We start from the raw sequence: 26,122 nt of genomic DNA, 5'->3' as shown, positions 1-26,122 counted from the left end.
GAGTGAGCTATTCATGCCAACCAATGTATTTTTCAACGCCCATCACTCGCCGGTTGGGGCGTTTGCCAGCTTTACGCTAGGATTCCCAGGAAAAAGCGGAGGACTAGATTTGGAACTTGCCCGACCGCCACGGCAAAATGTCTTTATTGGCGTTGAGTCGCCGCATGAGCCGGGGCTGTATCATATCCTTCCATTCGCGGAAACAGCAGGCGAGGATGAAAGCAAACGATATGACATTGAAAATCCTGATCCGAATCCGCAAAAACCAAACATCCTGATTCCATTTGCGAAAGAGTGGATCGAACGCGAATTTCGCGTTGCCACGGATACATGGAAAGCCGGGGACTTGACGTTGACGATTTATTCACCGGTGAAGGCCGTACCAGACCCGGAAACGGCATCCGAGGAAGAGCTTAAGCTGGCGTTGGTCCCAGCTGTCATTGTCGAGATGACGATCGATAACACGAACGGAACAAGAACACGACGGGCGTTTTTCGGATTCGAAGGCACCGACCCGTATACTTCCATGCGGCGGATCGATGATACATGCCCGCAGCTGCGCGGGGTCGGTCAAGGGCGGATTTTGAGCATTGTATCCAAGGACGAGGGTGTTCGCTCAGCGCTGCATTTTAGCATGGAGGATATCTTAACGGCGACTCTCGAAGAAAACTGGACGTTTGGGCTCGGGAAAGTCGGTGCGTTAATCGTCGATGTGCCGGCGGGAGAAAAGAAAACGTATCAATTTGCTGTTTGCTTCTATCGTGGAGGTTGTGTGACGGCGGGAATGGATGCCTCTTATTTTTACACCCGTTTCTTCCGTAATATCGAAGAAGTCGGTCTTTATGCGTTAGAGCAGGCCGAGGTGTTAAAGCAGCAGGCGTTCCGTTCGAATGAACTCATTGAAAAAGAATGGCTCTCCGATGATCAAAAGTTTATGATGGCGCACGCGATCCGCAGCTACTATGGCAATACACAGCTGCTTGAGCATGAAGGAAAGCCGATTTGGGTCGTCAATGAAGGCGAGTACCGGATGATGAATACGTTTGATCTCACCGTCGACCAGCTCTTTTTTGAATTGAAAATGAATCCGTGGACGGTGAAAAATGTGCTTGACTTCTATGTCGAGCGCTACAGCTATGAGGATCGTGTCCGTTTCCCAGGAGATGAGACGGAATATCCCGGCGGCATCAGCTTCACTCATGATATGGGAGTCGCTAACACGTTCTCGCGTCCGCATTACTCGTCATATGAGCTATACGGGATCAGCGGTTGCTTTTCACATATGACGCACGAACAGCTCGTCAACTGGGTGCTTTGCGCGGCGGTATACATCGAACAAACGAAAGACTGGGCATGGCGCGACCGGCGGCTTACGATCTTGGAACAATGTCTCGAAAGCATGGTGCGCCGCGATCATCCGGATCCAGAAAAGCGGAACGGCGTGATGGGGCTTGACAGCACCCGCACCATGGGTGGAGCGGAAATCACAACGTATGATAGTTTGGATGTTTCCCTCGGCCAGGCGCGCAACAATTTATATTTGGCAGGAAAATGTTGGGCTGCCTATGTGGCGCTCGAAAAGTTGTTCCGCGATGTCGGTAAAGAGGAGCTGGCTGTGCTGGCGGGGAAGCAGGCGGAAAAATGCGCCGCGACGATTGTCAGTCACGTGACGGAGGACGGGTATATCCCAGCCGTGATGGGAGAAGGAAATGACTCGAAAATCATTCCGGCTATTGAGGGGCTTGTGTTTCCTTACTTTACGAACTGCCATGAGGCGTTAAAAGAAGACGGACGCTTTGGAGACTATATTCGTGCGCTGCGACAACATTTGCAATATGTGTTGCGGGAAGGAATTTGCCTATTCCCGGATGGGGGATGGAAAATTTCCTCGACAAGCAACAACTCGTGGTTGAGCAAAATTTACTTATGCCAGTTTATTGCCCGCCGCATTTTAGGGTGGGAATGGGATGAACAAGGAAAACGAGCTGATGCGGCTCATGTTGCGTGGCTCACGCATCCGACGCTCTCCATTTGGAGTTGGAGCGACCAAATTATCGCTGGCGAAATCAGCGGCAGCAAATATTATCCGCGCGGCGTGACGAGCATTTTATGGTTGGAGGAGGGGGAATGAAGATGAACAGCTCCCTCCCCTCCCTCCGCGATGTATTCGCGAATGATTTCCGCATCGGGGCGGCGGTCAATCCTGTGACAATTGAGATGCAAAAACAGTTGTTGATCGATCATGTCAACAGTATTACGGCAGAGAACCATATGAAGTTTGAGCATCTTCAGCCGGAAGAAGGGAAATTTACCTTTCAGGAAGCGGATCGGATTGTGGATTTTGCTTGTTCGCACCGAATGGCGGTTCGAGGGCACACACTTGTATGGCACAACCAGACTCCGGATTGGGTGTTTCAAGATGGTCAAGGCCATTTCGTCAGTCGGGATGTGTTGCTTGAGCGGATGAAATGTCACATTTCAACTGTTGTACGGCGATACAAGGGAAAAATATATTGTTGGGATGTCGTCAACGAAGTGGTAGCCGACGAAGGAGACGAGTTGTTGAGGCCGTCGAAGTGGCGACAAATCATCGGGGACGATTTTATGGAACAAGCATTTCTCTACGCTTATGAAGCTGACCCAGATGCACTGCTTTTTTACAATGACTATAATGAATGTTTTCCGGAAAAGAGAGAAAAAATTTTTGCACTTGTCAAATCGCTGCGTGATAAAGGCATTCCGATTCATGGCATCGGGATGCAAGCGCATTGGAGCTTGACTCGCCCGTCGCTTGATGAAATTCGTGCGGCCATTGAACGATATGCGTCCCTTGGCGTTGTTCTTCATATTACGGAACTCGATGTATCCATGTTTGAATTTCACGATCGTCGAACCGATTTGGCTGTCCCGACGAACGAAATGATCGAACAGCAAGCAGAACGGTATGGGCAAATTTTCGCTTTGTTTAAGGAGTATCGCGATGTTATTCAAAGTGTCACATTTTGGGGAATTGCTGATGACCATACATGGCTCGATAACTTTCCAGTGCAGGGGAGAAAAAACTGGCCGCTTTTGTTCGATGAACAGCATAAACCGAAACCAGCTTTTTGGCGGGCAGTGAGTGTCTGATGATATTGCTTCACGTCGCGGCGAAGAGGGGAACAGCAAATAAGGGTTCCTCTCTTTGTGAATAATTAAAAGATTTCAGAAAATCATTGAATGTAAGTGGACTTTCCATTATAATAGGAAGCAGAACTAGTATACTAGTCATACTAGTAGTAGAAAAGCAAACGGCAAATCATGAAGCTGATTGACATTTTGACTATATGAACAGGGATGTCAATCGAGAATTCATTCTTCTGTTTGTCTGGAATCATGAGGGCGGCATTACAGCCATTTTGTAGGATGCGTCGTTTCAAACTAGTATACTAGAATGTTTGTAGAGCGGTGAGGAGTTGGGGTGCAATGATCTGAAATCGCTTTCCCAATAAAACCTTGAAAGGGGGGATTGAGACGGGGAATCGTTATGTTTTCTTTATCAAAAAGAATGTGATCGCAGCCAAGGGGGATTTTGAGACAATGGGATTGGAGGGAGAAATATGCTAAAAAAAGCGTTTGCGGCTTTAACCGCAACTGCACTGGCGGTTGGAATGCTTGCAGGATGTACGGACAGCCAATCTTCTTCGTCCAACGAGTCTGGAGATTCAAAAGAGAAAAATGGCATTGTAACTATTACAACTGTCCGCACATTAAAGGATGATACGAAATTTCGAGAGGGAGAGGATTTGAACAACAATCCTATCACACGATGGTCGGAAAAAGAATTGGGGATTAAATGGAAAACATTGTGGACAGCTCCAAACGATGAACAGTATCACAATAAAATTCGCTTAGCTTTATCTTCTGGACAGAAACTGCCTGACGTATTTAAAGTGTCAGACGGGCAGTTGATCAATGATTTAATTCGTTCTGGAAAAGTAATGCCAGTCGATGAAGCGATTGAGAAATATGCGTCACCGAGATTGAAAAAGATTTATGAGCAATTTCCGGAAGCGTTTTATCCGGCGACTGTCGATGGAAAGCGCTACGGAATTCCGCGGTTCTCTGGAGGCAATGGTTCTGACTCCTTGCTTTGGATTCGCAAAGATTGGCTTGATAAGTTAGGTCTTCAGCCGCCTAAAACAATCGAAGATCTCGAAAAAATCATGGACGCGTTTGTCAATAAAGACCCTGACGGCAATGGGAAAAAGGATACGATTGGCTTGACGCTGGCCAGCAAAAACGGATTGGCGACTTGGTTGGCCGACGGAAGCTTTATTTTCGGTGCTTATGGCAACTATGAACCTGGTTCATGGTCAAAAGGCGAAGATGGGAAGCTTGTCTATGGATCGGTACAGCCGTCTATGAAAAAAGCGTTGGCTAAGCTGAATGAATGGTATCAAAAAGGATACTTGGACAAAGAAGTTGGCATTTTGGACGAACAGACGGCGATCAAAAGCTTTGTCGCTGGAAAATCGGGAATCATTTCTGCTCCTCCTTGGGCTGCTGGATGGCCAATCGCAGATGCGTTGAAAAATAATCCAGGAGCCATTGTGGAACCATACCCACTGCCGAGTGGTCCGGATGGCAAAATCGGCCGGCGTGGCGAGGGATTGGTTACAGGCATGTTTTTGTTCAGCAAAGACTTTAAACATATGGATAAATTCTTCCAATACTTAGATGAAGCATACGCCTATGTGTATAATGACTCGAAATATTTTAAATACGGGTTGGCGGAAGGTTATGACTATGTGATGAAGAACGGCAAGCCCGTTTATGATGACAAGGAAATTCCAGGAGGAAGATTGGATCCAGGGGCTTATTTCATTACGGAAGCCATTCCGACCGTTCCGTACATGCTGTATGATCTAGTCGAGGAGTTGTATACAACGAAGCGTCAACCGAAAAACGCCTATGAGTATACACGAATTGTATCTTTAGGTGAGTCGTTTATGAAAGCGGCTACAATCGTCAACCAACAAAATCAATACCGCATTGAAAACGAGTTTACAGGCCCGCCCACTAAAACGATGCAAAAACGCGGAGAGTTTTTGACGAAAATGGAACGTGAAACATTTGCCAACATCATTTACGGACGGGCGCCGCTCAGTGCATTTGATGACTTTGTGAAAAAATGGGAAGAATCTGGGGGCAAAGAAATTACAAAAGAAGTGAATGAATGGTATCAATCGGTAAAAGGAGCAAAGTAGCGGTTTCAACGATGGTGGGGTGCGGACGGGGGCGAGCAGTGAAAGAGAATTTACATCGATGTCCGCACCTGCTTTTTTGCAAGAGATGACGCCGGAAGGAGGAAACGGGTATGCAGTCGGCCGTCGATGTCAAAGGACAAACAACAGCGGTGGAAGCAAAGAGAGTTCAGAAAAGAAGAGGAACGTGGCAGTTGCATGTTATGTTGCTTCCTGCCCTCATCATTGTGTTGATTTTTCAATATGTTCCGATGCTAGGACTGGTCATGGCTTTTCAAGATTATGAGCCTTGGCTTGGCTTTTTGCGTTCTCCTTGGGTTGGTCTCGAGCATTTTAAAACGATGTTTGAATATGAAGACGCTCGTCAAGTCATATGGAATACATTGGTCATTTCAACATTAAAAATCATCTTTAACCTCGGTGTGCCTTTGGCGTTTGCGTTGCTTCTCAACGAAGTATACGTGATGAAGTTTAAGCGGACGGTTCAAACGATCGTGTATTTGCCGCACTTTTTGTCATGGGTGATTCTGGGCGGGATCTTGATTGACATGCTTTCTCCTGAAGGGGGGATTGTTAACCGTTTTTTATCAATATTCGGTGTTAAGCCTATTTTCTTTCTTGGAGACAACGATTGGTTTCGTACCGTTGTTGTCGTTACAGATGTGTGGAAAGAATGCGGATTTAACACGATTGTATTTTTAGCTGCCCTTACTTCCATTAACCCGTCGTTGTATGAAGCGGCTATCGTGGATGGAGCCAACAGGTGGCAACAAACCATTTACATTACATTGCCTTCCATGTTGCCGATCATCATTGTGGTTGGAACGTTGTCACTCGGAAACATTTTAAATGCCGGGTTTGATCAAATTTTAAACTTGTATAATCCGCTTGTTTACAAAACGGGTGATATCATCGATACGTATGTTTACCGTGTCGGCCTTTTGAACGGGGATTTTAGTTATGCGACAGCCGTTGGATTGTTTAAATCCGTCATCAGTTTTATTCTCGTGGTCACAGGGTATCGTCTCGCTTATAAGTATGCCAACTATAAAATCTTCTAAGGGAGGGGAGGTCTATGCATCATCACTACCAAAAAAGCTTGTCTTATAAACTATTCACGGTGTTTAACTATACTCTTTTAACGATCATTGCCGTTCTTTGCCTTTTGCCTCTCATCCATATTTTAGCCGTCTCATTCAGCGGCAGTGCAGCGGCGACCGCTAATCTGGTCGGACTGTGGCCCGTTGACTTTACGTTGGACGCTTATGAGAAAACGATTGGGAATGAAAATTTTTTGCGTTCCCTTTGGAATTCGTTTTTGCGTGTTGTATTGGGAACAGTCATTTCCATGGGAGTCATGTTATGCGCTGCCTATCCGCTGTCCAAAAGCGATGACGCCTTTCGTGGCCGGAAACTCTATATGTGGATTTTTGTGTTTACGATGTTGTTCCATGGCGGTCTCGTTCCGACTTATATGGTGGTGACGAAGCTCGGGTTGACAGATACGATTTGGGCGTTGATTTTACCGCCAGCTGTCAGCGCCTTTAACTTAATTTTGCTGGTGAACTTTTTCCGCACTTCGGTGCCGAAATCGCTTGAAGAGGCCGCTTTAATGGATGGCGCAAATCATTTTACGATTTTTTGGAAAATTTATTTGCCGATTTCGGTGCCTGCCATTGCGACGATTTCGCTCTTTACGATGGTTTTTCATTGGAACTCATGGTTTGATGGGTTGATTTATATGTCCGATGTGAAACATTACCCGTTATCTACGTTCTTACAAACGATTATTGTTCAACAGGATTTTACGAAAATGAGCGTCGATGCAGAAACATTGAAAAACTTATCTGAACGAACAGTGAAGGCGGCACAAATCTTCATCGCAGCTTTGCCGATGCTGATTGTTTATCCGTTTGTGCAAAAGTTTTTTGTGAAAGGGATTGTGTTGGGGGCGGAAAAAGAGTAACAGGAGGAGAATTTGACATGACGGCGGGATACGAACCTTGTTGGCTGCGGTATGAGCGGAGGGATCGATATAGTCGATTGCGGTTTGAGGAGATTGTGGCGAAAAGAACATCGCCCATTTTTCAAGCAGCCGTGGAAGAACTCCAAAAAGGGCTTCGTTCGATGATGGAGATTGAGCCGCAAGTGGTGCAGGAAGTAAATGAAACAGCTAATTCGATTTGGCTTGGGACGCTTGAAGATGAAGAGTACGAGCGGCCATTAGAGGGAACGCTTGTTCATCCGGAAGGGTATGTGATTCGATCGGATGTCGACGATAGACCGTTCCGTATCTACATTATTGGGAAAACAGATGCTGGTGTGTTGTATGGTGTCTTTCATTTCCTCCGATTATTGCAAATGGGTGAGAACATCGCCCAATTGTCTATCATCGAGCAGCCAAAAAACCGGTTGCGCATGATCAATCATTGGGACAATATGGATGGCAACATCGAACGCGGATATGCTGGACGGTCGATTTTCTTTGCCGATGGCCAATTTGTGAAACAAAACCAACGGATAAAAGATTATGCACGATTGCTGGCTTATGTGGGTATTAACGCCATCTCCATCAACAATGTCAACGTACACAAAACAGAAACGAAACTCATCACCGATCACTTTTTGCCTGACGTGGCGGAAGTAGCGGATATCTTCCGAACCTACGGAATCAAAACGTTTTTGAGCATCAACTACGCAAGCCCCATTGAGGTAGGAGGGCTTCCAACAGCAGATCCACTTGACCCCGAGGTGCGACGGTGGTGGAACGAAACGGTTAAACGCATTTATCAATATATTCCTGATTTTGGCGGCTTCGTAGTCAAGGCGGATTCCGAGTTCCGCCCTGGCCCCTTTACATACGGCCGCGATCACGCGGAAGGGGCAAATATGTTGGCAGAGGCGTTGGCGCCATTTGGGGGGCTCGTCATTTGGAGATGCTTTGTCTATAACTGCCAGCAAGATTGGCGTGATCGGACGACCGATCGGGCAAAAGCCGCATATGATCACTTTAAGCCATTGGATGGACAGTTTCGTGAGAATGTCATCTTGCAAATTAAAAACGGCCCAATGGATTTTCAAGTAAGGGAGCCGGTTTCTCCGTTATTTGGCGCCATGCCGAAAACCAATCAAATGATGGAGGTTCAAATCACTCAGGAATATACGGGACAGCAAAAACATTTATGCTTCTTGATTCCACAGTGGAAAGAGGTGCTTGATTTTGATACGTATGCCAAGGGAAAAGGGTCGGAAGTAAAAAAGGTAATTGATGGATCGCTATTTGACTATCGATACAGCGGGATCGCAGGGGTATCTAATATTGGCAGTGACCCAAACTGGACTGGGCATACGTTGGCCCAAGCAAACTTGTATGGATTTGGGCGGCTCGCTTGGAATCCGGATTTGTCTGCCGAAGAAATTGCTAACGAATGGGTTGTGCAAACGTTTGGGGACGATTCACAAGTCGTCGAGACGATCAGTTGGATGCTTCTATCTTCGTGGAGAATTTATGAAAACTACACCTCTCCGCTTGGCGTCGGCTGGATGGTGAACCCAGGGCACCATTATGGTCCTAATGTGGATGGCTATGAATATTCGCATTGGGGGACGTACCATTATGCCGACCGCGACGGGATCGGTGTTGACCGGACGGTTGCTACGGGAACAGGATATACGGCGCAATACTTTCCGGAAAATGCAGCGATGTATGAGTCGCTCGACACTTGTCCGGATGAGCTGCTCTTGTTTTTCCATCACGTTCCGTACACTCATCGGCTGCATTCAGGGGAAACGGTCATTCAACATATTTACAATACTCATTTTGAAGGGGTTGAGCAGGCGAAACAGCTGCGGAAACGATGGGAACAACTGAAAGGGAAAATCGACGAAAAACGGTATCATGATGTATTGGAACGATTGACGATCCAAGTGGAACATGCTAAAGAATGGCGAGATGTCATCAATACGTACTTTTACCGGAAGTCAGGAATAGACGACCAATACGGGCGGAAAATTTATCGGTGAATAGGGGAGAGGAGCATGAAGGTTGTAAACGTGCCAAGCAACGGGAGGGAGAAGTTTAAAAAGAATTGGAAATTTTGCGTTGGCACCGGGCGGCTCGGCCTTGCTTTGCAAAAGGAGTATTTGGATCACTTGAAACTCGTGCAAGAGAAAATAGGGTTTCGATACATCCGCGGTCATGGCTTGCTTTCCGATGATGTCGGAATTTATCGAGAAGTCGAAATCGATGGGGAAATGAAGCCGTTTTATAACTTTACGTACATCGACCGGATTGTTGATTCGTATTTAGCGTTGAATATCCGGCCGTTTATTGAATTTGGATTTATGCCAAAAGCGCTTGCTTCGGGAGACCAAACAGTTTTTTATTGGAAAGGCAACGTTACACCCCCGAAAGATTATAACAAGTGGCGTGATCTCATCGTAGCGGTCGTTTCCCATTTCATTGAGCGATACGGGATTGAGGAAGTGCGGACATGGCTGTTTGAAGTATGGAATGAACCTAATTTAGTGAACTTCTGGAAAGATGCCAACAAACAGGAGTATTTTAAGCTGTACGAGGTGACAGCCCGAGCGGTAAAAAGCGTTGATCCTCATTTGCAAGTTGGGGGACCGGCCATTTGCGGAGGAAGCGATGAATGGATTACGGATTTTCTCCACTTTTGCGCCGAACGGAGGGTGCCTGTTGATTTTGTCAGCCGCCATGCCTATACATCGAAGGCGCCGCATAAGAAAACGTTTGAATATTACTATCAAGAGCTTGAGCCGCCAGAAGATATGTTGGAGCAATTCAAAACGGTGCGCGCCTTGATTCGCCAGTCTCCGTTTCCGCATTTGCCATTGCATATTACCGAATATAATACATCGTACAGCCCCATCAACCCGGTTCATGATACGGCGCTCAATGCAGCATACATTGCCCGTATTTTAAGTGAGGGGGGAGATTACGTCGACTCGTTTTCATATTGGACGTTCAGTGATGTGTTTGAAGAAATGGACGTTCCGAAGGCGTTGTTTCACGGTGGGTTCGGTCTAGTTGCGCTTCACTCGATTCCCAAACCGACATTTCATGCGTTTACGTTCTTTAATGCTCTAGGTGATGAGTTGCTGTATCGCGATTCCGAAATGATTGTGACAAGGCGGAAAGATGGATCGATTGCCGCAGTGCTTTGGAATTTAGTGATGGAAAAAGGGGAAGGATTGACAAAAGAAGTGCAGCTGGTGATTCCAGTTTCATTTTCCGCTGTTTTTATCAAGCGGCAAATCGTCAATGAGCAGTACGGGAACGCGTGGAGAGTTTGGAAACAGATGGGGCGTCCCCGTTTTCCAAGCCGTCAAGCGGTGGAAACGTTGCGTCAAGTGGCGCAGCCTCATGTGATGACGGAGCAGAGACGGGCAACGGACGGTGTGATTCATTTATCTATTGTCCTATCAAAAAACGAGGTGACATTAATCGAGATTGAGCAAATTCGAGATGAGACAAGCACATATGTCGGCTTAGATGATGGTGAAATAACATCGTATTCTTCATGAAAGATTACCAAAATGGTTTTGGAGGGACGAGATGGACGTAGTCACCATTGGCGAATCGATGGCCGTATTTACACCAACAAGTGTCGGCTTGATGAGACAGGCGACCACCTTTACTATGCGGATTGGCGGAGCGGAATCCAATGTCGCTGTCGGCCTTGCTCGATTAGGCCATCGTGTAGGATGGATCAGCAAGGTCGGAAGCGATGAGTTTGGAAAGGCGATTTTGTCTTTCCTGAAAGGTGAGGGAGTGGATGTCAGCCGGGTAAAAATGGATGGGGAAGCGCCGACCGGCATTTACTTTAAGGAACAAAGACGTCCAAACGATACGCGGGTGTATTACTATCGCAAAGGATCAGCGGCGAGCAGGCTGACGCCTGCCGACTTGGATGAGAAATATATCGCAGAGGCAAAGTATTTGCATATTACGGGAATCACTCCGGCGTTAAGCGAGAATTGTCGTGAAACGATCTTTGCCGCCATGGCGATCGCTCGTCGTCACGGGGTGAAAATCGTTTTTGATCCGAATTTGCGGTTGAAACTATGGAATGAAGCGGATCGGGCCAAGGAAGTGATGCTTCGCATGGCAGCTGAATCAGATGTGGTTCTCCCTGGAGAAGCTGAGGCATCGTTTTTATTCGGAAAACATTCGGTTGAGGAATGGGGAAGCCGGCTGCTTGACATGGGCGCTTCGCTCGTTGTCATTAAACTAGGCGCAAATGGGGCGCATTATTTTACGAATGCGCATCATGAGTATGTTCCAGGGTTTCCTGTTGAAAGGGTAATCGACCCTGTCGGTGCTGGGGATGGGTTTGCCGCTGGGCTGCTATCCGGACTGCTTGAAGGACTTCGTTTAACAGAAGCGGTACAGCGAGCGAATGCAGTCGGCGCGCTTGTGACAATGGTCGAGGGGGATGCTGATGGCATGCCGGAACGCGATGACGTCGAGCGCTTGATAAATCAGCGACGGGAAGATGTTACGCGATAAAGGAGATGAACCTACATGAAGGTAGTCCAAATGATTCGAGAGATTGGCATCATTCCAGTCGTCCGCGGTGCGACGGTTGATACTGTTCTTCCGCTGTCATTGGCTTTGCGGCAGGGAGGCATTCCAATCATGGAAATTACGATGGAAACAGCTGGGGCTTTGGCCGCGTTGGAAAAGGCTGCAAGGGAACTGAAAGATATGTTGATCGGTGCGGGAACGGTGCTGGACGCTGAAACAGCACAGAGGGCGATTTCAGCTGGGGCGCGGTTTATCGTTTCTCCCTTCCTTTCTATTGATGTGATTCAGGCGGCAAAACAAAATCGCGTTGTCAGTATCGCAGGAGGATTGACGCCGACCGAAATTGTGAATGCTTTTCAGCACGGGGCTGATATGGTGAAAGTATTTCCTGCTCATGTGTTTGGGCCAAACTATATTCGAAGCATAAAGGAGCCGCTCCCCCACATCCCCCTCATCGCAACTGGAGGAATCAATCTGAAAACGGCTGGAGAGTATATAAAAGCGGGAGTGGATGCCATCGGTGTCGGGAACTCGTTAGTGAAGGTTGAAGGGGCATTGGAAAACGATCAGTGGAAGATCATTGCCGAACGGGCAGCTCAATGGGTCTCGATTGTGCACAAGGTGAGGGGAGAGAATGCGGGTGAATGAATCGCTGAGAAATTTGACAGGAAATATGTTCTTTCCTACATTGGAAGAAAACACATGATCATGGATGTACTTTCTCACTGCCATACTAGTATATAAGAAAAAGGGGAATCGCAAGGTGATCTTTACTGCCCAACAAAGCCAACAAATTAAAAGTTCTGTCAGGGGTTCGGCGCGCGACCAGTTGTACGAGATGCTAAAGGAAAAGATTTTGCGCCTTGAGTTGGAACCAGGAACAAAAATTTCCGAAAAGGAAATTGCTGAGCAATTGCATATTAGCCGCACCCCGGTGCGGGAAGCATTTCTCAAACTGGCGCAAGAAGAATTGCTTGATATTATTCCGCAAAGCGGAACCATTGTTTCGCGCATCAACTTGGAACATGTGGAGGAAGGGCGCTTTATCCGCGAGGTTGTCGAGAAAGAAGTGGCCGTTTTAGCTTGTACGAAATTGCGTCAAGATCATCTATTTGAAATGGAGAAGAATATTGCGATGCAAGAGTTGTGTGCCGAAAAAGGAAATTTTCTTGAGTTGTTTGAGCTTGATGAAAAGTTCCATCAGCTCATTTACGATGGCTGCCGAATGTCGCGCTCGTGGAAAATGGTGCAAAGTTTAAACAGTCATTTCAATCGTTTGCGTGTACTGAGACTATCATCCGATCTTGATTGGGACATTATTATTTCCCATCACAAGCAAATTTATCGGTTAATTGCGAATAAAGAAGCAGAGAAAGTGCGTCAGGTGATGGAAGAGCATTTGCGGCTTGTCGAAATTGAAAAAGACGTACTAAAAAGGCAGTATCCTCATTATTTTGTATAAGTTGTTGGAAGTTTCGCTTTGCGGGAGGGAGACAGTGTGCAGCCGTTCATTCATGAAAATTTTTTGTTGCAAAACAAGCATGCTGAAGTGTTATACCATGACTATGCGAAATCATTGCCGATTATTGATTATCACTGCCATTTGAGCGCAAAAGAGATTGCGGAAGACCGGCGGTTTCATGATATGACGGAGCTTTGGCTCGAGGGGGATCATTACAAATGGCGGGCGATGCGGGCGATGGGAGTCGAAGAAAAGTATATTACCGGAAACGCCTCTCCAGAGGAAAAGTTTCAAGCATGGGCGAAAACGGTGCCGTATTGCATCGGGAATCCACTCTATCATTGGACACATTTAGAGCTAAAACGCTATTTTCAAGTGGATGCTCTTCTGAATGAGCGGACGTGGCGCGAAATTTGGGATCATTGCAACGCTTTATTGAGACAGGAAGGATTCTCAGCCCGCTCTTTCATGGTCAAATCTAATGTGGAGTGGATTGGGACAACGGACGATCCGCTCGATGATTTAGCTGATCATCAAGCAATTGCCCAAGATCCATCATTTCCAGTAAAGATTGTTCCGTCTTTTCGTCCTGATGCAGTCATTGAAATCAACCGCCCTTCGTTTTTAGACTATGTGGGAAAGCTAGGGGAAGCAGCTGGCCTGCCGATTCATGATTACGATCAGCTGCTGCAAGCCATTGAAAGCCGAGTGCGTTATTTTCACGAGAAAGGATGCCGGATGGCTGATCACGGCTTAGAATCGATGCCGTATTCAGAATGCGGTTGGAAGGAAGCAAACGATATTTTTCAAAAACGAAAAAATGGATTTGTCCTCAGCCGTGAGGAGGAGGAAAAATATAAAACTTTCACTTTATGCTTCTTAGCCCGATTGTACCACTCACTTGGTTGGGTGATGCAGCTGCACATCGGTTCGATTCGAAATACAAATGAAAAGATGTTCCGGCGTCTTGGTCCGAATACAGGATATGATTCGATTCATGACTTTTTCCTTGCCCAGCCGTTAAATGCCTTTCTTAATGAGCTAGAGCGTCGCGATCAACTGCCAAAAACGATTGTGTACACATTAAACCCTGCTTATAACTATATTGTCGCCTCAACGGTCGGCAATTTTCAATCAGAAGGAGTAAAAGGGAAAGTTCAATTTGGCGCAGCTTGGTGGTTCAATGATCATCAAGATGGCATCATCAGACACTTGACGGATCTTGCCAATGTCGGTGTGTTCAGCACGTTTGTCGGAATGTTGACCGATTCAAGGAGTTTTGTGTCTTATGTACGCCACGAGTATTTTCGCAGAATTGTATGCAATTTGATCGGTTCATGGATTGAAAAAGGAGAGGTGCCGCAAGACTATGATTTTTTAGGGAAAATCGTTCAAGATGTATGTTACTTCAACGCGAAACAATACTTTCAAGTCGGCGTGAGTGGGGGATGAGATCAGAATGAAAATGACGTTTCGCTGGTTCGGAAAGGAACATGATACTGTTTCATTAGATCATATTCGGCAAATTCCAGGAGTTGAAGGAATCGTTGGAGCTCTATATCATATTCCAGTCGGGGAAGTATGGCCGCTTGATGATATATTGGAACTCAAACGGCAGGTAAATGAAAAAGGATTTCATCTTGAAGTCATTGAGAGCGTCAACGTCCACGAAGATATTAAACTTGGTTTACCCTCGCGAGATCGATATATTGAAAACTATAAACAAACGATTCGCAACTTGGCGAGAGCAGGAGTGAAAGTGATTTGTTACAACTTTATGCCGATTTTTGACTGGACCCGTTCTGATTTAGCCAAAAGGCGGCCTGACGGGTCGACGGTGCTCGCCTATGAGAAACAAAAGATTGAACAAATCGATCCAGAGGAAATGATCCGCCGCATTGAAAGCGGAGCGAACGGGTTTTTGCTTCCGGGATGGGAACCGGAACGCTTGAAAACAATCAAGTCTCTTTTTTCGCTATATAAAGGGGTAACCGAAGATGATCTATTTGACCATTTGCGTTACTTTTTGGAACAAATCGTTCCAGTAGCGGAAGAGTGTGGCGTTCGGATGGCTCTTCATCCTGATGATCCGCCCTGGTCAGTGTTCGGATTGCCGCGGATTGCGACCAATAAGGAGAATTTGGATCGAATCGTTCATATGGTCAACAGTCCAGCGAACGGGTTGACATTATGCTCCGGATCGCTTGGAGCCAATCCGGCCAACGATGTTCCGGACATTTTCCGCCATTTTTTGCGAATGGGACGAGTGCCATTTGCTCATGTACGGAATGTCGAAATTCACGCGAACGGCGATTTTGAGGAAACGTCTCATCGCAGTTGCGACGGTTCGTTGAATATATGCGAGATCGTGAAAGCGTTGCATGAAGCTGATTTTCAAGGGTACATTCGACCAGATCACGGCCGAATGATTTGGGGGGAACAAGCTCGTCCAGGTTACGGGTTGTACGACCGGGCGCTTGGCATTATGTACTTGCTTGGCATTTGGGATAGTTTGGAGAATGAAAAAAAGAAGCAGGAAGGTGAGAAGGCATGCTCCCGATCCATCCAAGTTTAAAAGGCAAGGTAGCGGTTGTAACGGGCGGGGGTGGGGTATTGTGCAGCTGCATGGCGAAAGAGCTGGCCCGCCAAGGAATGAAAGTGGCGCTTTTAAACCGAACGCTCGAGAAAGCTGAAAGAATCAAGAATGAAATTGAAGAGCGAGGAGGTGAGGCGCTGGCCATTTCGTGCGATGTTCTGGATGTTGAACGCGTCAAACAGGCGGCAGAAATGGTAGCGGACGTTTACGGGCCGTGCGATGTCCTGATTAATGGGGCAGGCGGAAACCATCCGCAGGGCATTACGACAAAGGAAATACTCGAGTTGCAGGATCTAGAGAATCAAGACATTACAACGTTTTTCGATTTGACGACAGAAGGGTTTTCCTATGTTTTTGATTTAAATATTCTTGGGACGATCATCCCGACGCAGCATTTTCTCAAACAGATGGTGGGCAGAGGGGGAACCATCATTAATATTTCCTCGATGAGCGCTCCGCGGCCGATGACGAAAGTGCCGGCGTACAGTGCGGCTAAAGCGGGAATTGAAAACTTCACGAAATGGTTGGCTGTGCATGTCGCCGAGATCGGGGTTCGCGTCAATGCGATTGCCCCGGGGTTCTTTTTGACGAAACAAAATGAACATCTTTTGAAACATCCTGACGGATCGTATACAGAGCGGACGAAAAAAATTTTGATGCATACACCGATGCGGCGGCTCGGCAAGCCGGAAGACTTGCTGGGGACTTTGCTTTGGCTTGTGGATGATCAAATGAGCGGATTTGTCACTGGAACGACTGTTCCTGTTGATGGCGGCTTTTTGGCTTATGCCGGAGTTTGAAGGGAGGGTAAACAAAGCCTCCCCTCTTTTTTTGACTTATGATATACTGGTAAAAAACAAGAAAAGAAGAAAAGGTGGATGAATTATGCGCACCGGCTTGCTGGATGGAAAGTTGTATCGAGCTTGTGAATGGATTACAAGACTTGCATACATCAATCTATTATGGTTTGTCTTTACCGTCCTTGGACTTGTCATTCTCGGCATTGCGCCGGCGACGGTGGCGCTGTTTACGATCGTAAGGAAGTGGCTTCTCTTTCACGATCACGATGTTCCAGTGCTGAAAACATTCGTTCGTACGTATAAAGGTGAATTTTGGCGGGCGAACCGGATTGGGCTTTTGTTGATGGCGGCAGCGTATATTTTCTATATCGATCTTTTATACCTCGCTCACGTGCCAATAGAATGGAGATTTCCGTTTTCTGTTGCTTTGCTGATCATTTTCATTTTTTATACAGTGACGCTTTTATATGTATTTCCGATCTATGTGCATTACGAATTGCGCTTTTGGCAATATATCAAATATGCCTTTCTCATTGGAATGGCCAATCCACTCATGACGCTCGTGATGCTGATGAGTGTTGGGGTCTTGTTCGTCTTATTGATGTATATTCCGGGGCTGATCCCGTTTTTCAGCATCAGTTCGCTCGCCTTGGTGGTGATGAGCGGCGCATTGCGTGTATTTCGCAAAACAGAGGAAAGGCTGGAGGTCAGGAAACAAGGGGGGTGATATGAACACTTTCCCTTAAGAGTAAATATAGAAAAAGGTCCATTATGGCTTAAAAGAAGCTGAAGCGGACTAAGGAGTTGTCAACACAAGCGATCAAAAAGGGCTGGCTTAAAAGGATGTCTGTCCTCTCGATGAAACACCGGATATAGAAGTGAATTCGTTCAATACGGTATATATAGAAAGAGGATGCCTCGTTGCTGTTGAGACATCCTCTTCTTTGCTGGAGACACCTATGTGCTTTTGGCTGTCTATTTGTGGTCGATAATAGCCCAATATGCGGGTTTGACTTTGTAATCCGGTCCAAAAACGAACGGCGCATCTTTTCCTTTCCCTTTTTCCACTTTTGCGTACGGAGCGTTCGGTTCAACCACAACATTCCCGTTGGCGTCATAGTACACATCCGCGCGGCTGTCGAGCCACGTATGATTGTCGGCGATGCCCCAGAAGGTGACGTTGCTAATTTTATCGCTCAAATAATATGGTTGGAAGCTCGGTGATGTAACGGCAGCGAATATTTGTCTCAACAGTGAAAACGGACAGCACTCTTTTTACTGGATGATGATGTACGAATGGCATACTTGAAAGTTAAAAAAATTCTGTATATAATTAGTTTGAATACAAAACATACTTAGTTGCAATGTTTTTAGCCGTTATTTTCGAGAAGGAGAAACAAAATAAGATTTTAGAGTAGCGGAACGATATCTTCAGAGAGTCAGAACAAAGTAGTCTAAAATTAAAATCGTTGCTTACCACTTATTTTTCATGAATAAACATGGAGAAGTGGATTTCATAACAGCTGACGTAACAGGCGAGAGGAGCAGAATTATGGCAACTACTGTTCAAGATGTGATAGAGCGATTAACGGCATCGGTTGGGAAAATTCCCAATACCGTGGATACTCTTCAGTATGGCGACCCTAACATGGAAGTGAAGGGGATTGCAACGAGCTTCATGCCTACATATCGTGTGATCCAACAAGCCGTCTCAATGGAGGCCAATCTGCTCATTACTCATGAAGGATTATTTTATAGCCATACTGACAACACCGACATGATGCAAAAGGATCCGGTACATCAGGAAAAGATTCGTTTGATCTGCGAGTCGGGCATTGCGATTTACCGATTTCATGATTATTGGCATCGGCATCAACCGGATGGCATCATGGTCGGTTTCATTCGCGCTTTGGGGTGGGAGTCATATGTTTCTAAATATTTGCCGGCCGCTGCGATTGTAGCGATTCCCTGCATGACGGCAAAGGAAGTGGCTGAATATGCGAAGGAAAAATTGAGCATTCCATTTGTACGTATCGCTGGAGATTTATCTGCGCCATGCACCCGCATTGGAATATTGGTGGGGTATCGAGGCGGCGGGGCATTGTCGATTCCATTGTTTGAACAGGAACATCTCGATGCGATTATGTATGGAGAGGGGCCTGAATGGGAGACGCCGGAATATATTCGGGATGCCGTGTACCAAGGAAGACAAAAGGCGTTGATTGTACTGGGACATGCGGAAAGCGAAGAGCCAGGCATGAAGTATTTGGCCGAATGGCTAGGGGAGCAGTTTCCGGATATCCCCGTCCATTTTCTTCGAGAGCGACCGATTTTTCAGGTGATTTGAATAGGACTTCAAATTTGAATAGGACTTCAAGGGAGGAAAAGAGGAGAATGAAAATCGGCTCTGGCGAAAAATTGCTCTTTATTGGTGATTCGATCACTGATTGCGGCCGCGCTCGGCCAGAGGGAGAAGGATCATTCGGAGCGTTGGGCACGGGATATGTCGCTTATGTGGATGGTCTCTTGCAAGCGGTTTACCCCGAACTAGGCATTCGCGTCGTCAATAAAGGTGTCAGCGGCAATACGGTGCGGGATTTGAAAGCAAGATGGAAAGAAGATGTCATCGACCAAAAGCCAGACTGGGTATCGATCATGATCGGTATTAACGATGTTTGGCGGCAATATGATTTGCCGTTCATGAAAGAAAAACATGTATACTTGGATGAATATGAAGCGACGCTCCGCAGCCTTGTGCTCGAGACGAAGCCGCTTGTGAAAGGAATCATTTTGATGACACCGTTTTATATCGAAGGAAATGAACAGGATCCGATGCGCCGAACAATGGATCAATATGGCCGTGTTGTCAAGCAAATTGCGGAAGAAACAAACAGTTTATTCGTCGATACCCAAGCAGCTTTCAATGAAGTATTAAAGACGCTTTACCCGGCTGCGCTCGCTTGGGATCGGGTTCACCCGTCCGTTGCGGGACATATGATTTTGGCAAGGGCGTTTTTGAGGGAGATTGGGTTTGAGTGGGTTAGGTCTAGATAATAAATTAATCATACATACATCCTTAGAAAGGGGGACGAGTACAATTGTCCAAAATCAAAAATCCTATTTTAACCGGCTTCCATCCCGATCCATCCATTTGCCGGGCGGGAGATGACTATTACATTGCCGTTTCGACGTTCGAATGGTTCCCGGGGGTGAGAATTTATCATTCGAAAGATTTAAAGAATTGGCGTTTGGTGGCGCGGCCATTGAATCGGTTAAGCCAATTGAATATGATCGGAAACCCGGATTCCGGGGGCGTTTGGGCGCCGCATTTGTCGTACAGCGACGGGAAGTTTTGGCTCATTTATACGGATGTGAAAGTTGTCGAAGGCCAGTGGAAGGATGGGCACAACTATCTTGTGACGTGCGACACGATCGATGGTGAGTGGTCGGATCCGATTTATTTAAATAGCTCTGGGTTTGACCCGTCTCTCTTTCACGATGAGGACGGAAGAAAATACTTGGTGAATATGTATTGGGATCACCGCGTCGGCCATCATCCGTTTTACGGGATTGTGCTTCAAGAATACAGTGTGGAACAGAAAAAATTGGTTGGTGAGCCGAAAATTATTTTCAAAGGAACGGACTTAAGAATTACAGAAGGGCCGCATTTGTATAAAATCAATGGTTATTATTATTTATTGACGGCGGAAGGGGGAACGCGGTACAACCATGCGGCGACGATTGCCCGGTCGCGCTCTCTCTATGGTCCGTATGAGGTGCATCCCGACAATCCGCTGATTACGTCTTGGCTTTACCCGCGCAATCCGCTGCAAAAGGCCGGCCATGCGTCGATTGTCCATACTCATACGGATGAGTGGTTTCTCGTGCACTTAACCGGCCGGCCGTTGCCAAGAGAAGGACAGCCGCTGCTGGAACACCGCGGCTATTGCCCGCTCGGACGTGAAACAGCGATTCAGCGGCTTGAATGGAAAGATGGATGGCCCTATGTGGTCGGAGGAAACGGGCCTTCGTTAGAAATCGACGGGCCGAACGTTGAGGAAGTTCCGTGGGAAAAAGATTACGATGAAAAAGATGATTTTGATGGTGATACATTAAATCACCATTTTCAAACATTACGAATTCCTTTAGGGGAAGACATCGCTACCTTAAAGGCTCGTCCGGGACATTTGCGGCTGTACGGAAGAGAGTCGCTTACTTCCCGGTTTACACAGGCGTTTGTCGCCAGACGATGGCAGCACTTTCATTTTGTTGCCGAGACGAAAGTGTCCTTTCGCCCCACAACCTTTCAGCAATCGGCTGGTCTAGTAAACTATTACAATACGCAAAACTGGACGACGCTTCAAATCACATGGCATGAGGAAAAAGGACGGATTCTTGAATTGATGACATGCGACCATCTCGTGGTTGATCAACCGTTGCGGGGACGGGAGATTGTCGTTCCTGATGACGTTGAGTATGTGTATTTACGGGTAACCGTGCAAGCGACAACGTACAAATACTCTTATTCTTTCGATGGAATGAATTGGATTGATCTTCCTGTCACGTTTGAATCATATAAACTGTCGGATGACTATATCAAAAGCCGGGCTGCGTTTACCGGAGCGTTTGTGGGCATGCATTGTCGGGACGGTTCGGGGCAAAACAACTATGCGGATTTTGACTATTTTTTGTACAAAGAATTATAGAATACTTTGTTTATATGATAGACAAACAAATATGAAAGCGTTATAATAAAACTGAAACAAATCATTCTCGCTTATTTAAGGAGGACTTGGACATGGCGTATTTCCCGAATATCGGCACCATTCCATATGAAGGACCAGAGTCGCGCAATCCGTTGGCGTTTAAGTTTTATAATCCGGAAGAAAAAGTCGGCGACAAAACAATGGAGGAGCATTTGCGTTTTTCGGTCGCGTATTGGCATACGTTCACGGGGGATGGATCGGATCCGTTTGGCGTCGGCAATATGATTCGCCCGTGGGACAAATACAGCGGCATGGATTTGGCCAAGGCGCGCGTGGAGGCGGCGTTTGAACTGTTTGAAAAGCTGAACGTTCCGTTTTTCTGCTTCCATGATGTCGACATTGCGCCAGAAGGGGAAACGCTCAGCGAGACATACAAAAACTTGGATGAAATCGTCGATATGATTGAAGAATACATGAAAACAAGCAAAACGAAGCTGCTGTGGAATACGGCGAACTTGTTCAGCCATCCACGCTTCGTTCATGGGGCGGCGACATCGTGCAACGCCGATGTGTTCGCCTATGCGGCGGCGAAAGTGAAAAAAGGGCTCGAGATCGCCAAACGGCTCGGAGCGGAAAACTACGTGTTTTGGGGCGGCCGGGAAGGTTATGAGACGCTCTTGAATACGGACATGAAGCTGGAGCTTGACAACTTAGCCCGCTTCTTGCACATGGCGGTCGACTATGCGAAAGAAATCGGCTTTGACGGCCAGTTTTTGATCGAGCCGAAGCCGAAAGAGCCGACGAAGCATCAATACGATTTTGATGTGGCGACGGCGTTGGCGTTCTTGCAAACATACGGGCTCAAGGATCATTTCAAATTCAACATTGAAGCGAACCATGCGACATTGGCCGGGCATACGTTTGAGCATGAGCTGCGCGTCGCCCGCATTCATGGCATGTTGGGCTCGGTCGATGCGAACCAAGGCGATACGCTGCTCGGCTGGGATACGGACGAGTTCCCGACCGATTTGTATGCGACGACGCTGGCGATGTACGAAATTTTGCAAAACGGCGGCCTTGGGCGCGGCGGCTTGAACTTTGACGCGAAAGTACGGAGAGGCTCGTTCGAACCGGAAGATTTGTTCTACGCTCATATCGCCGGGATGGACAGCTTTGCGATTGGTTTGAAAGTCGCTCATCGCTTGCTGGAAGACCGCGTGTTTGAACAGTTCATCGAAGAGCGGTACAAAAGCTATACGGAAGGCATTGGCCGCGAGATCGTCGAAGGAACGGCGGACTTCCACAAGCTGGAGCAATACGCGTTGCAGCTTGGCGACATTCGCAATACGTCCGGACGTCTTGAGCGCTTGAAAACGTTGCTGAATCAATATTTGCTCGAAGTCAGCGCGCCGAGTGGATCTCGTTCGTGAAAGAGGGATGAGCGTGGAATATGTCATTGGCGTCGATTTAGGAACAAGTGCGGTGAAAGTGTTGCTTGTCGACCGCAATGGGCAAGTCAGAGGGGAATGGACCGAGTCCTATCCCCTCTACCAGCCGCATTCCGGCTATAGTGAGCAGCGCCCGGACGATTGGGTGGAGAAGACGATTACGGCGTTGCGCCGCGTTTGGGAAACGGCGGGCATTTCTCCGGAGTCGGTCGTGGGCTTGAGTTTTTCTGGGCAAATGCACGGGCTTGTGCTACTTGATGGCGACGGGAATGTCGTGCGCAACGCGATTTTGTGGAATGATACGCGAACGACGGAAGAGTGTCGGATCATTGAAGAAAAGGTCGGCCGCGACCAGCTGCTTTCCATTGCCAAAAATGAGGCGCTGGAAGGGTTTACGCTGCCGAAACTTCTGTGGGTGAAAAACCATGAACCCGAACTGTACGAGCGGGCGCGGGTGTTTTTGTTGCCGAAAGATTATGTCCGCTTCCGCTTGACCGGGCACATGGCGATGGATGTATCGGATGCGGCGGGGACGCTGCTGTTGGATATCAAAACGAAAACGTGGAGCGAGGCGATCGCCCGTGCGGTCGGCGTCGATCTCACGCTTTGCCCGCCGCTTGTCGAGGCGACGGCGTTCGTCGGGACGCTGCGCCCGGAGGTGGCCGAGCAGACGGGGCTGCCGGTATCGGTGAAAGTGTTTGCCGGCGGGGCGGACAACGCCTGCGGCGCGGTTGGCGCGGGCATTTTGGCAGAAGGCCGCATGATGTCGAGCATCGGCACGTCCGGCGTTGTGCTTGCCTATGAACAAAGTGGGGAAAAAGACTTCGCTGGACGAGTGCATTACTTCAACCATGCCGAGCCAAATGCTTACTATATCATGGGCGTGACGCTGGCGGCGGGCTACAGCTTTGACTGGTGGAAGCGGACGTTTGCGGAAGACGTGCCGTTTGCCGAGATCGTCAAGCGCGCTGCCGAGTCGCCGATCGGTGCGAACGGCTTGTTGTTTACGCCGTATTTGGTCGGCGAGCGGACGCCGCATGCGGACGCCGATATTCGCGGGTCGTTTATCGGCATCGACTCGCGGCAGACGAAATGGGATTTCGCCCGCGCGGTCATGGAAGGGATTACGTTCTCGCTCAACGAGTCGGTGGAGATCATCAAAGCGAGCGGCAAAACGATCGACTCGGTCGTCTCGATCGGCGGCGGAGCAAAAAGCGTCGAGTGGCTGCAAATCCAAGCTGATATTTTCGGCCTGCCGGTTGAGAAGCTGAAAAACGAACAGGGGCCGGGGCTCGGCGCCGCGATGATCGCGGCCTGCGGCGTCGGCTGGTTCGATTCGCTCAAGCAATGCGCGGATGCGTTCAAACAAGTCGAATCCGTCGTCGAACCGCGGCCGGATGCGGTCGCCCGATACAAAGAGCTGTTTGCGATTTATCGCGATGTATATCCGCGTACGAAAGAACTGGCGAAACGGTTAAAGGTGTTTCGGCCGTGACGACAAACTCCCTAAACCAGTGGATGGTTTGGGGAGTTTTTTTGATCGGGCTAAGAGGCAGGACAACCCGCCATGCTTGTTGAAAGAAGAACTGAAAAGGGGGAAGCGAAACATGGACATTCGAAAAGAGTTCGAACATCTTCAATATTTCTTTGACTCGTATTACAATCAGACGTTTTATAATGCTGAATTGGAAGAACAGTTGCTGCAATTTCTAGCGGATGAGCCGAAATGGGTGGTTCGTGCCTTGAAGTTGGAAGTAGAGAAACTCGAACGCATCCATCATCGCAGCGATACGGAGACATGGGCAAAAATCGAAGAACTTGTCCATGAAAACAGCATGCGCTATTTTTCGTTTGAGGACGGCAAAATGTTTATCGAAGTGGCCAGCCGTTTGTTAAAAGATGTTGAATAAAGCGACCAATGCACAAACAAGCAGCCCGTTTGTTGGACGCCGGGGAACAGCGATTGGACATGGTTCGTGTCCGTCTATTGATCGAACCGCGGATAACATCTGTTTTTTGATAGCGGATAACATCTGTTTTTTGATAATAGTATTTGAGGTGTGAAACGGACTATGCTGGCCGGGTAGCTGCTGGCATCGTCAGACGCAAAGATTCGTTTGCCAAGGGGCAGGAAATCCCTGCACAAAGCGCGAAAAAAATAGGAGAGGGGCAAAACGGTTTTAGCTGAAAGAAGGGAGATACACATGTTCTCTACACTTCCCATCCCGATCATTCAAGCGCCGATGGCAGGCGGAGTGTCGACGCCCGCGCTGGCCGCGGCGGTGTCGAACGCCGGAGGGCTTGGGTTTTTGGCTGGCGGGTACAAGACAGCGGAGGCCATGAGGAAGGAAATTCACGAGCTGCGGACGTTGACGGATCGGCCGTTTGGGGTAAATGTGTTTGTGCCGGGGGACAAAACAGTGGATGAGGAGGCGGTCGAACGGTACCGTGTAGCACTGGCGGCGGAGGCGGAGCGGTTTGGGGCGTCAGTCGGCGAGCCGAAATGGGAGGACGACGACTGGGCGGCGAAGCTTGATGTGCTTCTTCAGGAGCGAGTGCCGGTTGTGAGCTTTACATTTGGTTGCCCGGACAAAGAAGTGATCGCTGCCTTGCAAAAGGCGGGATCGTTTGTGATCGTGACGGTCACGGCGGTGGAGGAAGCCGAAATGGCCGCTAAAGCTGGGGCGGATGCGCTTTGTGTGCAAGGGGCGGAAGCGGGCGGGCATCGGGCGTCGTTTGGCAACGATCTGAACAAGTGTGGGGCGCTTGAGTTGTTTCCGCTGCTGGCCCGAGTGCGGGCGGCGGTCCGGGTTCCGCTCGCGGCGGCGGGCGGGATCATGGATGGGCGCGGCATTGCGGCGGCGCTTAAAGCCGGGGCGAGCGCGGTGCAGCTCGGGACGGCGTTTTTGCGCTGTCCGGAAAGCGGGGCGCACCCGCTTCATAAACAGGCGCTTGCCGATCCGCGGTTTGTGGAGACGGCCGTGACGAGGGCGTTTACCGGCCGGCCGGCGCGCGGGCTTGTGAACCGGTTTATGGCGGAGTATCGCGCCATGGCGCCGGCGGCGTATCCGCATGTGCACCATATGACAAAACCGCTGCGAGCTGCAGCCGCCAAGGCGGGCGATCCGGAGGGAATGTCGCTTTGGGCCGGGACGGGATATCGGCTGGCGCGGGAACTTCCGGCGGCGGAGCTTGTCGAAGAGCTGAAGCGGGAGCTCGAGGAAGCTTGGCAAGCATAGGAGTTTCGTTATGCGGATGGAAAGAAAACGCGTTCATTCTTCCGAAAAAATGTTGAATAAGGGGGAGAGAAA

General features: G+C 48.2%; 21 protein-coding genes and 1 pseudogene. 21 read left to right on the top strand and 1 reads right to left on the bottom strand.

Annotated features, from left to right (window positions below; translation table 11 throughout):
• Positions 1–13: 13 nt before the first annotated feature.
• The 14 genes from QWV57_RS09540 (at position 14) to QWV57_RS09475 (ending at position 17,384) form a co-directional block, all read left to right on the top strand.
• Positions 14–2,131, top strand: a complete 2,118-nt coding sequence (locus QWV57_RS09540; protein ID WP_301099631.1) for a glycoside hydrolase family 52 protein — start codon at positions 14–16, stop codon at positions 2,129–2,131.
• 2 nt (positions 2,132–2,133) lie between these two features.
• The gene (locus tag QWV57_RS09535) at positions 2,134–3,129 is read left to right on the top strand and encodes an endo-1,4-beta-xylanase (protein WP_033008791.1); all 996 of its coding nucleotides are present in this window, start codon (positions 2,134–2,136) and stop codon (positions 3,127–3,129) included.
• 470 nt (positions 3,130–3,599) lie between these two features.
• Entirely contained in the window at positions 3,600–5,249 is a 1,650-nt protein-coding gene (locus QWV57_RS09530; protein WP_301099626.1) for an extracellular solute-binding protein, read from the top strand.
• A gap of 110 nt (positions 5,250–5,359) precedes the next feature.
• Positions 5,360–6,307 (top strand): ABC transporter permease, encoded by a 948-nt coding sequence (locus QWV57_RS09525; protein ID WP_013145187.1) that lies wholly within the window; start codon positions 5,360–5,362, stop codon positions 6,305–6,307.
• Between the two features lie 14 nt (positions 6,308–6,321).
• On the top strand, positions 6,322–7,212 hold the full coding sequence (locus QWV57_RS09520; RefSeq protein WP_015374977.1) for a carbohydrate ABC transporter permease: 891 nt from the start codon (positions 6,322–6,324) through the stop codon (positions 7,210–7,212).
• 17 nt (positions 7,213–7,229) lie between these two features.
• Positions 7,230–9,269 (top strand): alpha-glucuronidase family glycosyl hydrolase, encoded by a 2,040-nt coding sequence (locus tag QWV57_RS09515; protein ID WP_301099625.1) that lies wholly within the window; start codon positions 7,230–7,232, stop codon positions 9,267–9,269.
• Between the two features lie 15 nt (positions 9,270–9,284).
• Complete coding sequence (locus tag QWV57_RS09510) at positions 9,285–10,796, top strand: GH39 family glycosyl hydrolase (RefSeq protein ID WP_301099624.1); 1,512 nt, start codon at positions 9,285–9,287, stop codon at positions 10,794–10,796.
• Between the two features lie 31 nt (positions 10,797–10,827).
• Positions 10,828–11,781, top strand: a complete 954-nt coding sequence (locus QWV57_RS09505) for a sugar kinase (RefSeq protein ID WP_020755812.1) — start codon at positions 10,828–10,830, stop codon at positions 11,779–11,781.
• A gap of 15 nt (positions 11,782–11,796) precedes the next feature.
• The gene (locus QWV57_RS09500) at positions 11,797–12,447 is read left to right on the top strand and encodes a bifunctional 4-hydroxy-2-oxoglutarate aldolase/2-dehydro-3-deoxy-phosphogluconate aldolase (protein WP_015374973.1); all 651 of its coding nucleotides are present in this window, start codon (positions 11,797–11,799) and stop codon (positions 12,445–12,447) included.
• A 115-nt stretch (positions 12,448–12,562) separates the two neighbouring features.
• Positions 12,563–13,261 carry a GntR family transcriptional regulator gene (locus QWV57_RS09495; RefSeq protein ID WP_013145193.1) on the top strand — a complete coding sequence of 233 codons (699 nt, stop codon included), beginning with the start codon at positions 12,563–12,565 and terminating at the stop codon, positions 13,259–13,261.
• 36 nt (positions 13,262–13,297) lie between these two features.
• Positions 13,298–14,713 carry a glucuronate isomerase gene (uxaC, locus tag QWV57_RS09490; protein WP_301099623.1) on the top strand — a complete coding sequence of 472 codons (1,416 nt, stop codon included), beginning with the start codon at positions 13,298–13,300 and terminating at the stop codon, positions 14,711–14,713.
• Positions 14,714–14,720: 7 nt separating this feature from the next.
• Positions 14,721–15,836 (top strand): mannonate dehydratase, encoded by a 1,116-nt coding sequence (uxuA, locus tag QWV57_RS09485; RefSeq protein ID WP_301099622.1) that lies wholly within the window; start codon positions 14,721–14,723, stop codon positions 15,834–15,836.
• Complete coding sequence (locus QWV57_RS09480; RefSeq protein ID WP_044731440.1) at positions 15,812–16,657, top strand: SDR family oxidoreductase; 846 nt, start codon at positions 15,812–15,814, stop codon at positions 16,655–16,657. The genes uxuA and QWV57_RS09480 overlap by 25 nt, the downstream gene beginning before the upstream one ends.
• 85 nt (positions 16,658–16,742) lie before the next feature.
• A complete protein-coding gene (locus QWV57_RS09475) occupies positions 16,743–17,384 on the top strand; it encodes a YesL family protein (RefSeq protein WP_021321583.1) in 642 nt (213 codons plus the stop codon).
• 248 nt (positions 17,385–17,632) lie between these two features.
• Here QWV57_RS09475 and QWV57_RS09470 read toward each other — a convergent pair.
• Positions 17,633–17,857, bottom strand: a pseudogene (locus QWV57_RS09470) (endo-1,4-beta-xylanase); the annotation flags it as partial.
• 352 nt (positions 17,858–18,209) lie between these two features.
• Between QWV57_RS09470 and QWV57_RS09465 the strand changes: the two are divergent.
• The 7 genes from QWV57_RS09465 (at position 18,210) to QWV57_RS09435 (ending at position 26,050) form a co-directional block, all read left to right on the top strand.
• The gene (locus tag QWV57_RS09465) at positions 18,210–19,004 is read left to right on the top strand and encodes a Nif3-like dinuclear metal center hexameric protein (RefSeq protein WP_020755819.1); all 795 of its coding nucleotides are present in this window, start codon (positions 18,210–18,212) and stop codon (positions 19,002–19,004) included.
• A gap of 47 nt (positions 19,005–19,051) precedes the next feature.
• Entirely contained in the window at positions 19,052–19,711 is a 660-nt protein-coding gene (locus tag QWV57_RS09460; protein ID WP_033006097.1) for an SGNH/GDSL hydrolase family protein, read from the top strand.
• 44 nt (positions 19,712–19,755) lie between these two features.
• Entirely contained in the window at positions 19,756–21,363 is a 1,608-nt protein-coding gene (locus QWV57_RS09455) for a glycoside hydrolase family 43 protein (RefSeq protein ID WP_301099621.1), read from the top strand.
• Positions 21,364–21,455: 92 nt separating this feature from the next.
• Positions 21,456–22,793: a xylose isomerase gene (gene xylA / locus QWV57_RS09450; RefSeq protein ID WP_301099620.1), complete on the top strand. Its 1,338-nt coding sequence runs from the start codon at positions 21,456–21,458 to the stop codon at positions 22,791–22,793.
• Between the two features lie 13 nt (positions 22,794–22,806).
• Positions 22,807–24,306, top strand: a complete 1,500-nt coding sequence (gene xylB, locus QWV57_RS09445) for a xylulokinase (RefSeq protein WP_301099619.1) — start codon at positions 22,807–22,809, stop codon at positions 24,304–24,306.
• A 112-nt stretch (positions 24,307–24,418) separates the two neighbouring features.
• A complete protein-coding gene (locus tag QWV57_RS09440; protein WP_060787916.1) occupies positions 24,419–24,721 on the top strand; it encodes a hypothetical protein in 303 nt (100 codons plus the stop codon).
• Between the two features lie 294 nt (positions 24,722–25,015).
• Positions 25,016–26,050, top strand: a complete 1,035-nt coding sequence (locus QWV57_RS09435; RefSeq protein ID WP_301099617.1) for a nitronate monooxygenase — start codon at positions 25,016–25,018, stop codon at positions 26,048–26,050.
• Positions 26,051–26,122 lie beyond the last annotated feature (72 nt).

The organism is Geobacillus zalihae (assembly GCF_030414215.1).
Lineage (GTDB): Bacteria > Bacillota > Bacilli > Bacillales > Anoxybacillaceae > Geobacillus > Geobacillus zalihae.
This window is presented reverse-complemented; position numbering and strand designations above follow the sequence as displayed.

Bases quoted from the DNA above. Each gene is read 5' to 3' on its own strand.
- QWV57_RS09480 (WP_044731440.1), top strand. From the start codon at position 15,812: ATGCTCCCGATCCATCCAAGTTTAAAAGGCAAGGTAGCGGTTGTAACG.
- QWV57_RS09460 (WP_033006097.1), top strand. From the start codon at position 19,052: ATGAAAATCGGCTCTGGCGAAAAATTGCTCTTTATTGGTGATTCGATC.
- QWV57_RS09440 (WP_060787916.1), top strand. From the start codon at position 24,419: ATGGACATTCGAAAAGAGTTCGAACATCTTCAATATTTCTTTGACTCG.
- QWV57_RS09435 (WP_301099617.1), top strand. From the start codon at position 25,016: ATGTTCTCTACACTTCCCATCCCGATCATTCAAGCGCCGATGGCAGGC.
- QWV57_RS09530 (WP_301099626.1), top strand. From the start codon at position 3,600: ATGCTAAAAAAAGCGTTTGCGGCTTTAACCGCAACTGCACTGGCGGTT.
- QWV57_RS09515 (WP_301099625.1), top strand. From the start codon at position 7,230: ATGACGGCGGGATACGAACCTTGTTGGCTGCGGTATGAGCGGAGGGAT.
- uxuA (WP_301099622.1), top strand. From the start codon at position 14,721: ATGAAAATGACGTTTCGCTGGTTCGGAAAGGAACATGATACTGTTTCA.
- QWV57_RS09465 (WP_020755819.1), top strand. From the start codon at position 18,210: ATGGCAACTACTGTTCAAGATGTGATAGAGCGATTAACGGCATCGGTT.
- xylA (WP_301099620.1), top strand. From the start codon at position 21,456: ATGGCGTATTTCCCGAATATCGGCACCATTCCATATGAAGGACCAGAG.
- QWV57_RS09475 (WP_021321583.1), top strand. From the start codon at position 16,743: ATGCGCACCGGCTTGCTGGATGGAAAGTTGTATCGAGCTTGTGAATGG.
- QWV57_RS09535 (WP_033008791.1), top strand. From the start codon at position 2,134: ATGAACAGCTCCCTCCCCTCCCTCCGCGATGTATTCGCGAATGATTTC.
- QWV57_RS09525 (WP_013145187.1), top strand. From the start codon at position 5,360: ATGCAGTCGGCCGTCGATGTCAAAGGACAAACAACAGCGGTGGAAGCA.
- QWV57_RS09500 (WP_015374973.1), top strand. From the start codon at position 11,797: ATGAAGGTAGTCCAAATGATTCGAGAGATTGGCATCATTCCAGTCGTC.
- QWV57_RS09520 (WP_015374977.1), top strand. From the start codon at position 6,322: ATGCATCATCACTACCAAAAAAGCTTGTCTTATAAACTATTCACGGTG.
- QWV57_RS09505 (WP_020755812.1), top strand. From the start codon at position 10,828: ATGGACGTAGTCACCATTGGCGAATCGATGGCCGTATTTACACCAACA.
- QWV57_RS09540 (WP_301099631.1), top strand. From the start codon at position 14: ATGCCAACCAATGTATTTTTCAACGCCCATCACTCGCCGGTTGGGGCG.
- QWV57_RS09510 (WP_301099624.1), top strand. From the start codon at position 9,285: ATGAAGGTTGTAAACGTGCCAAGCAACGGGAGGGAGAAGTTTAAAAAG.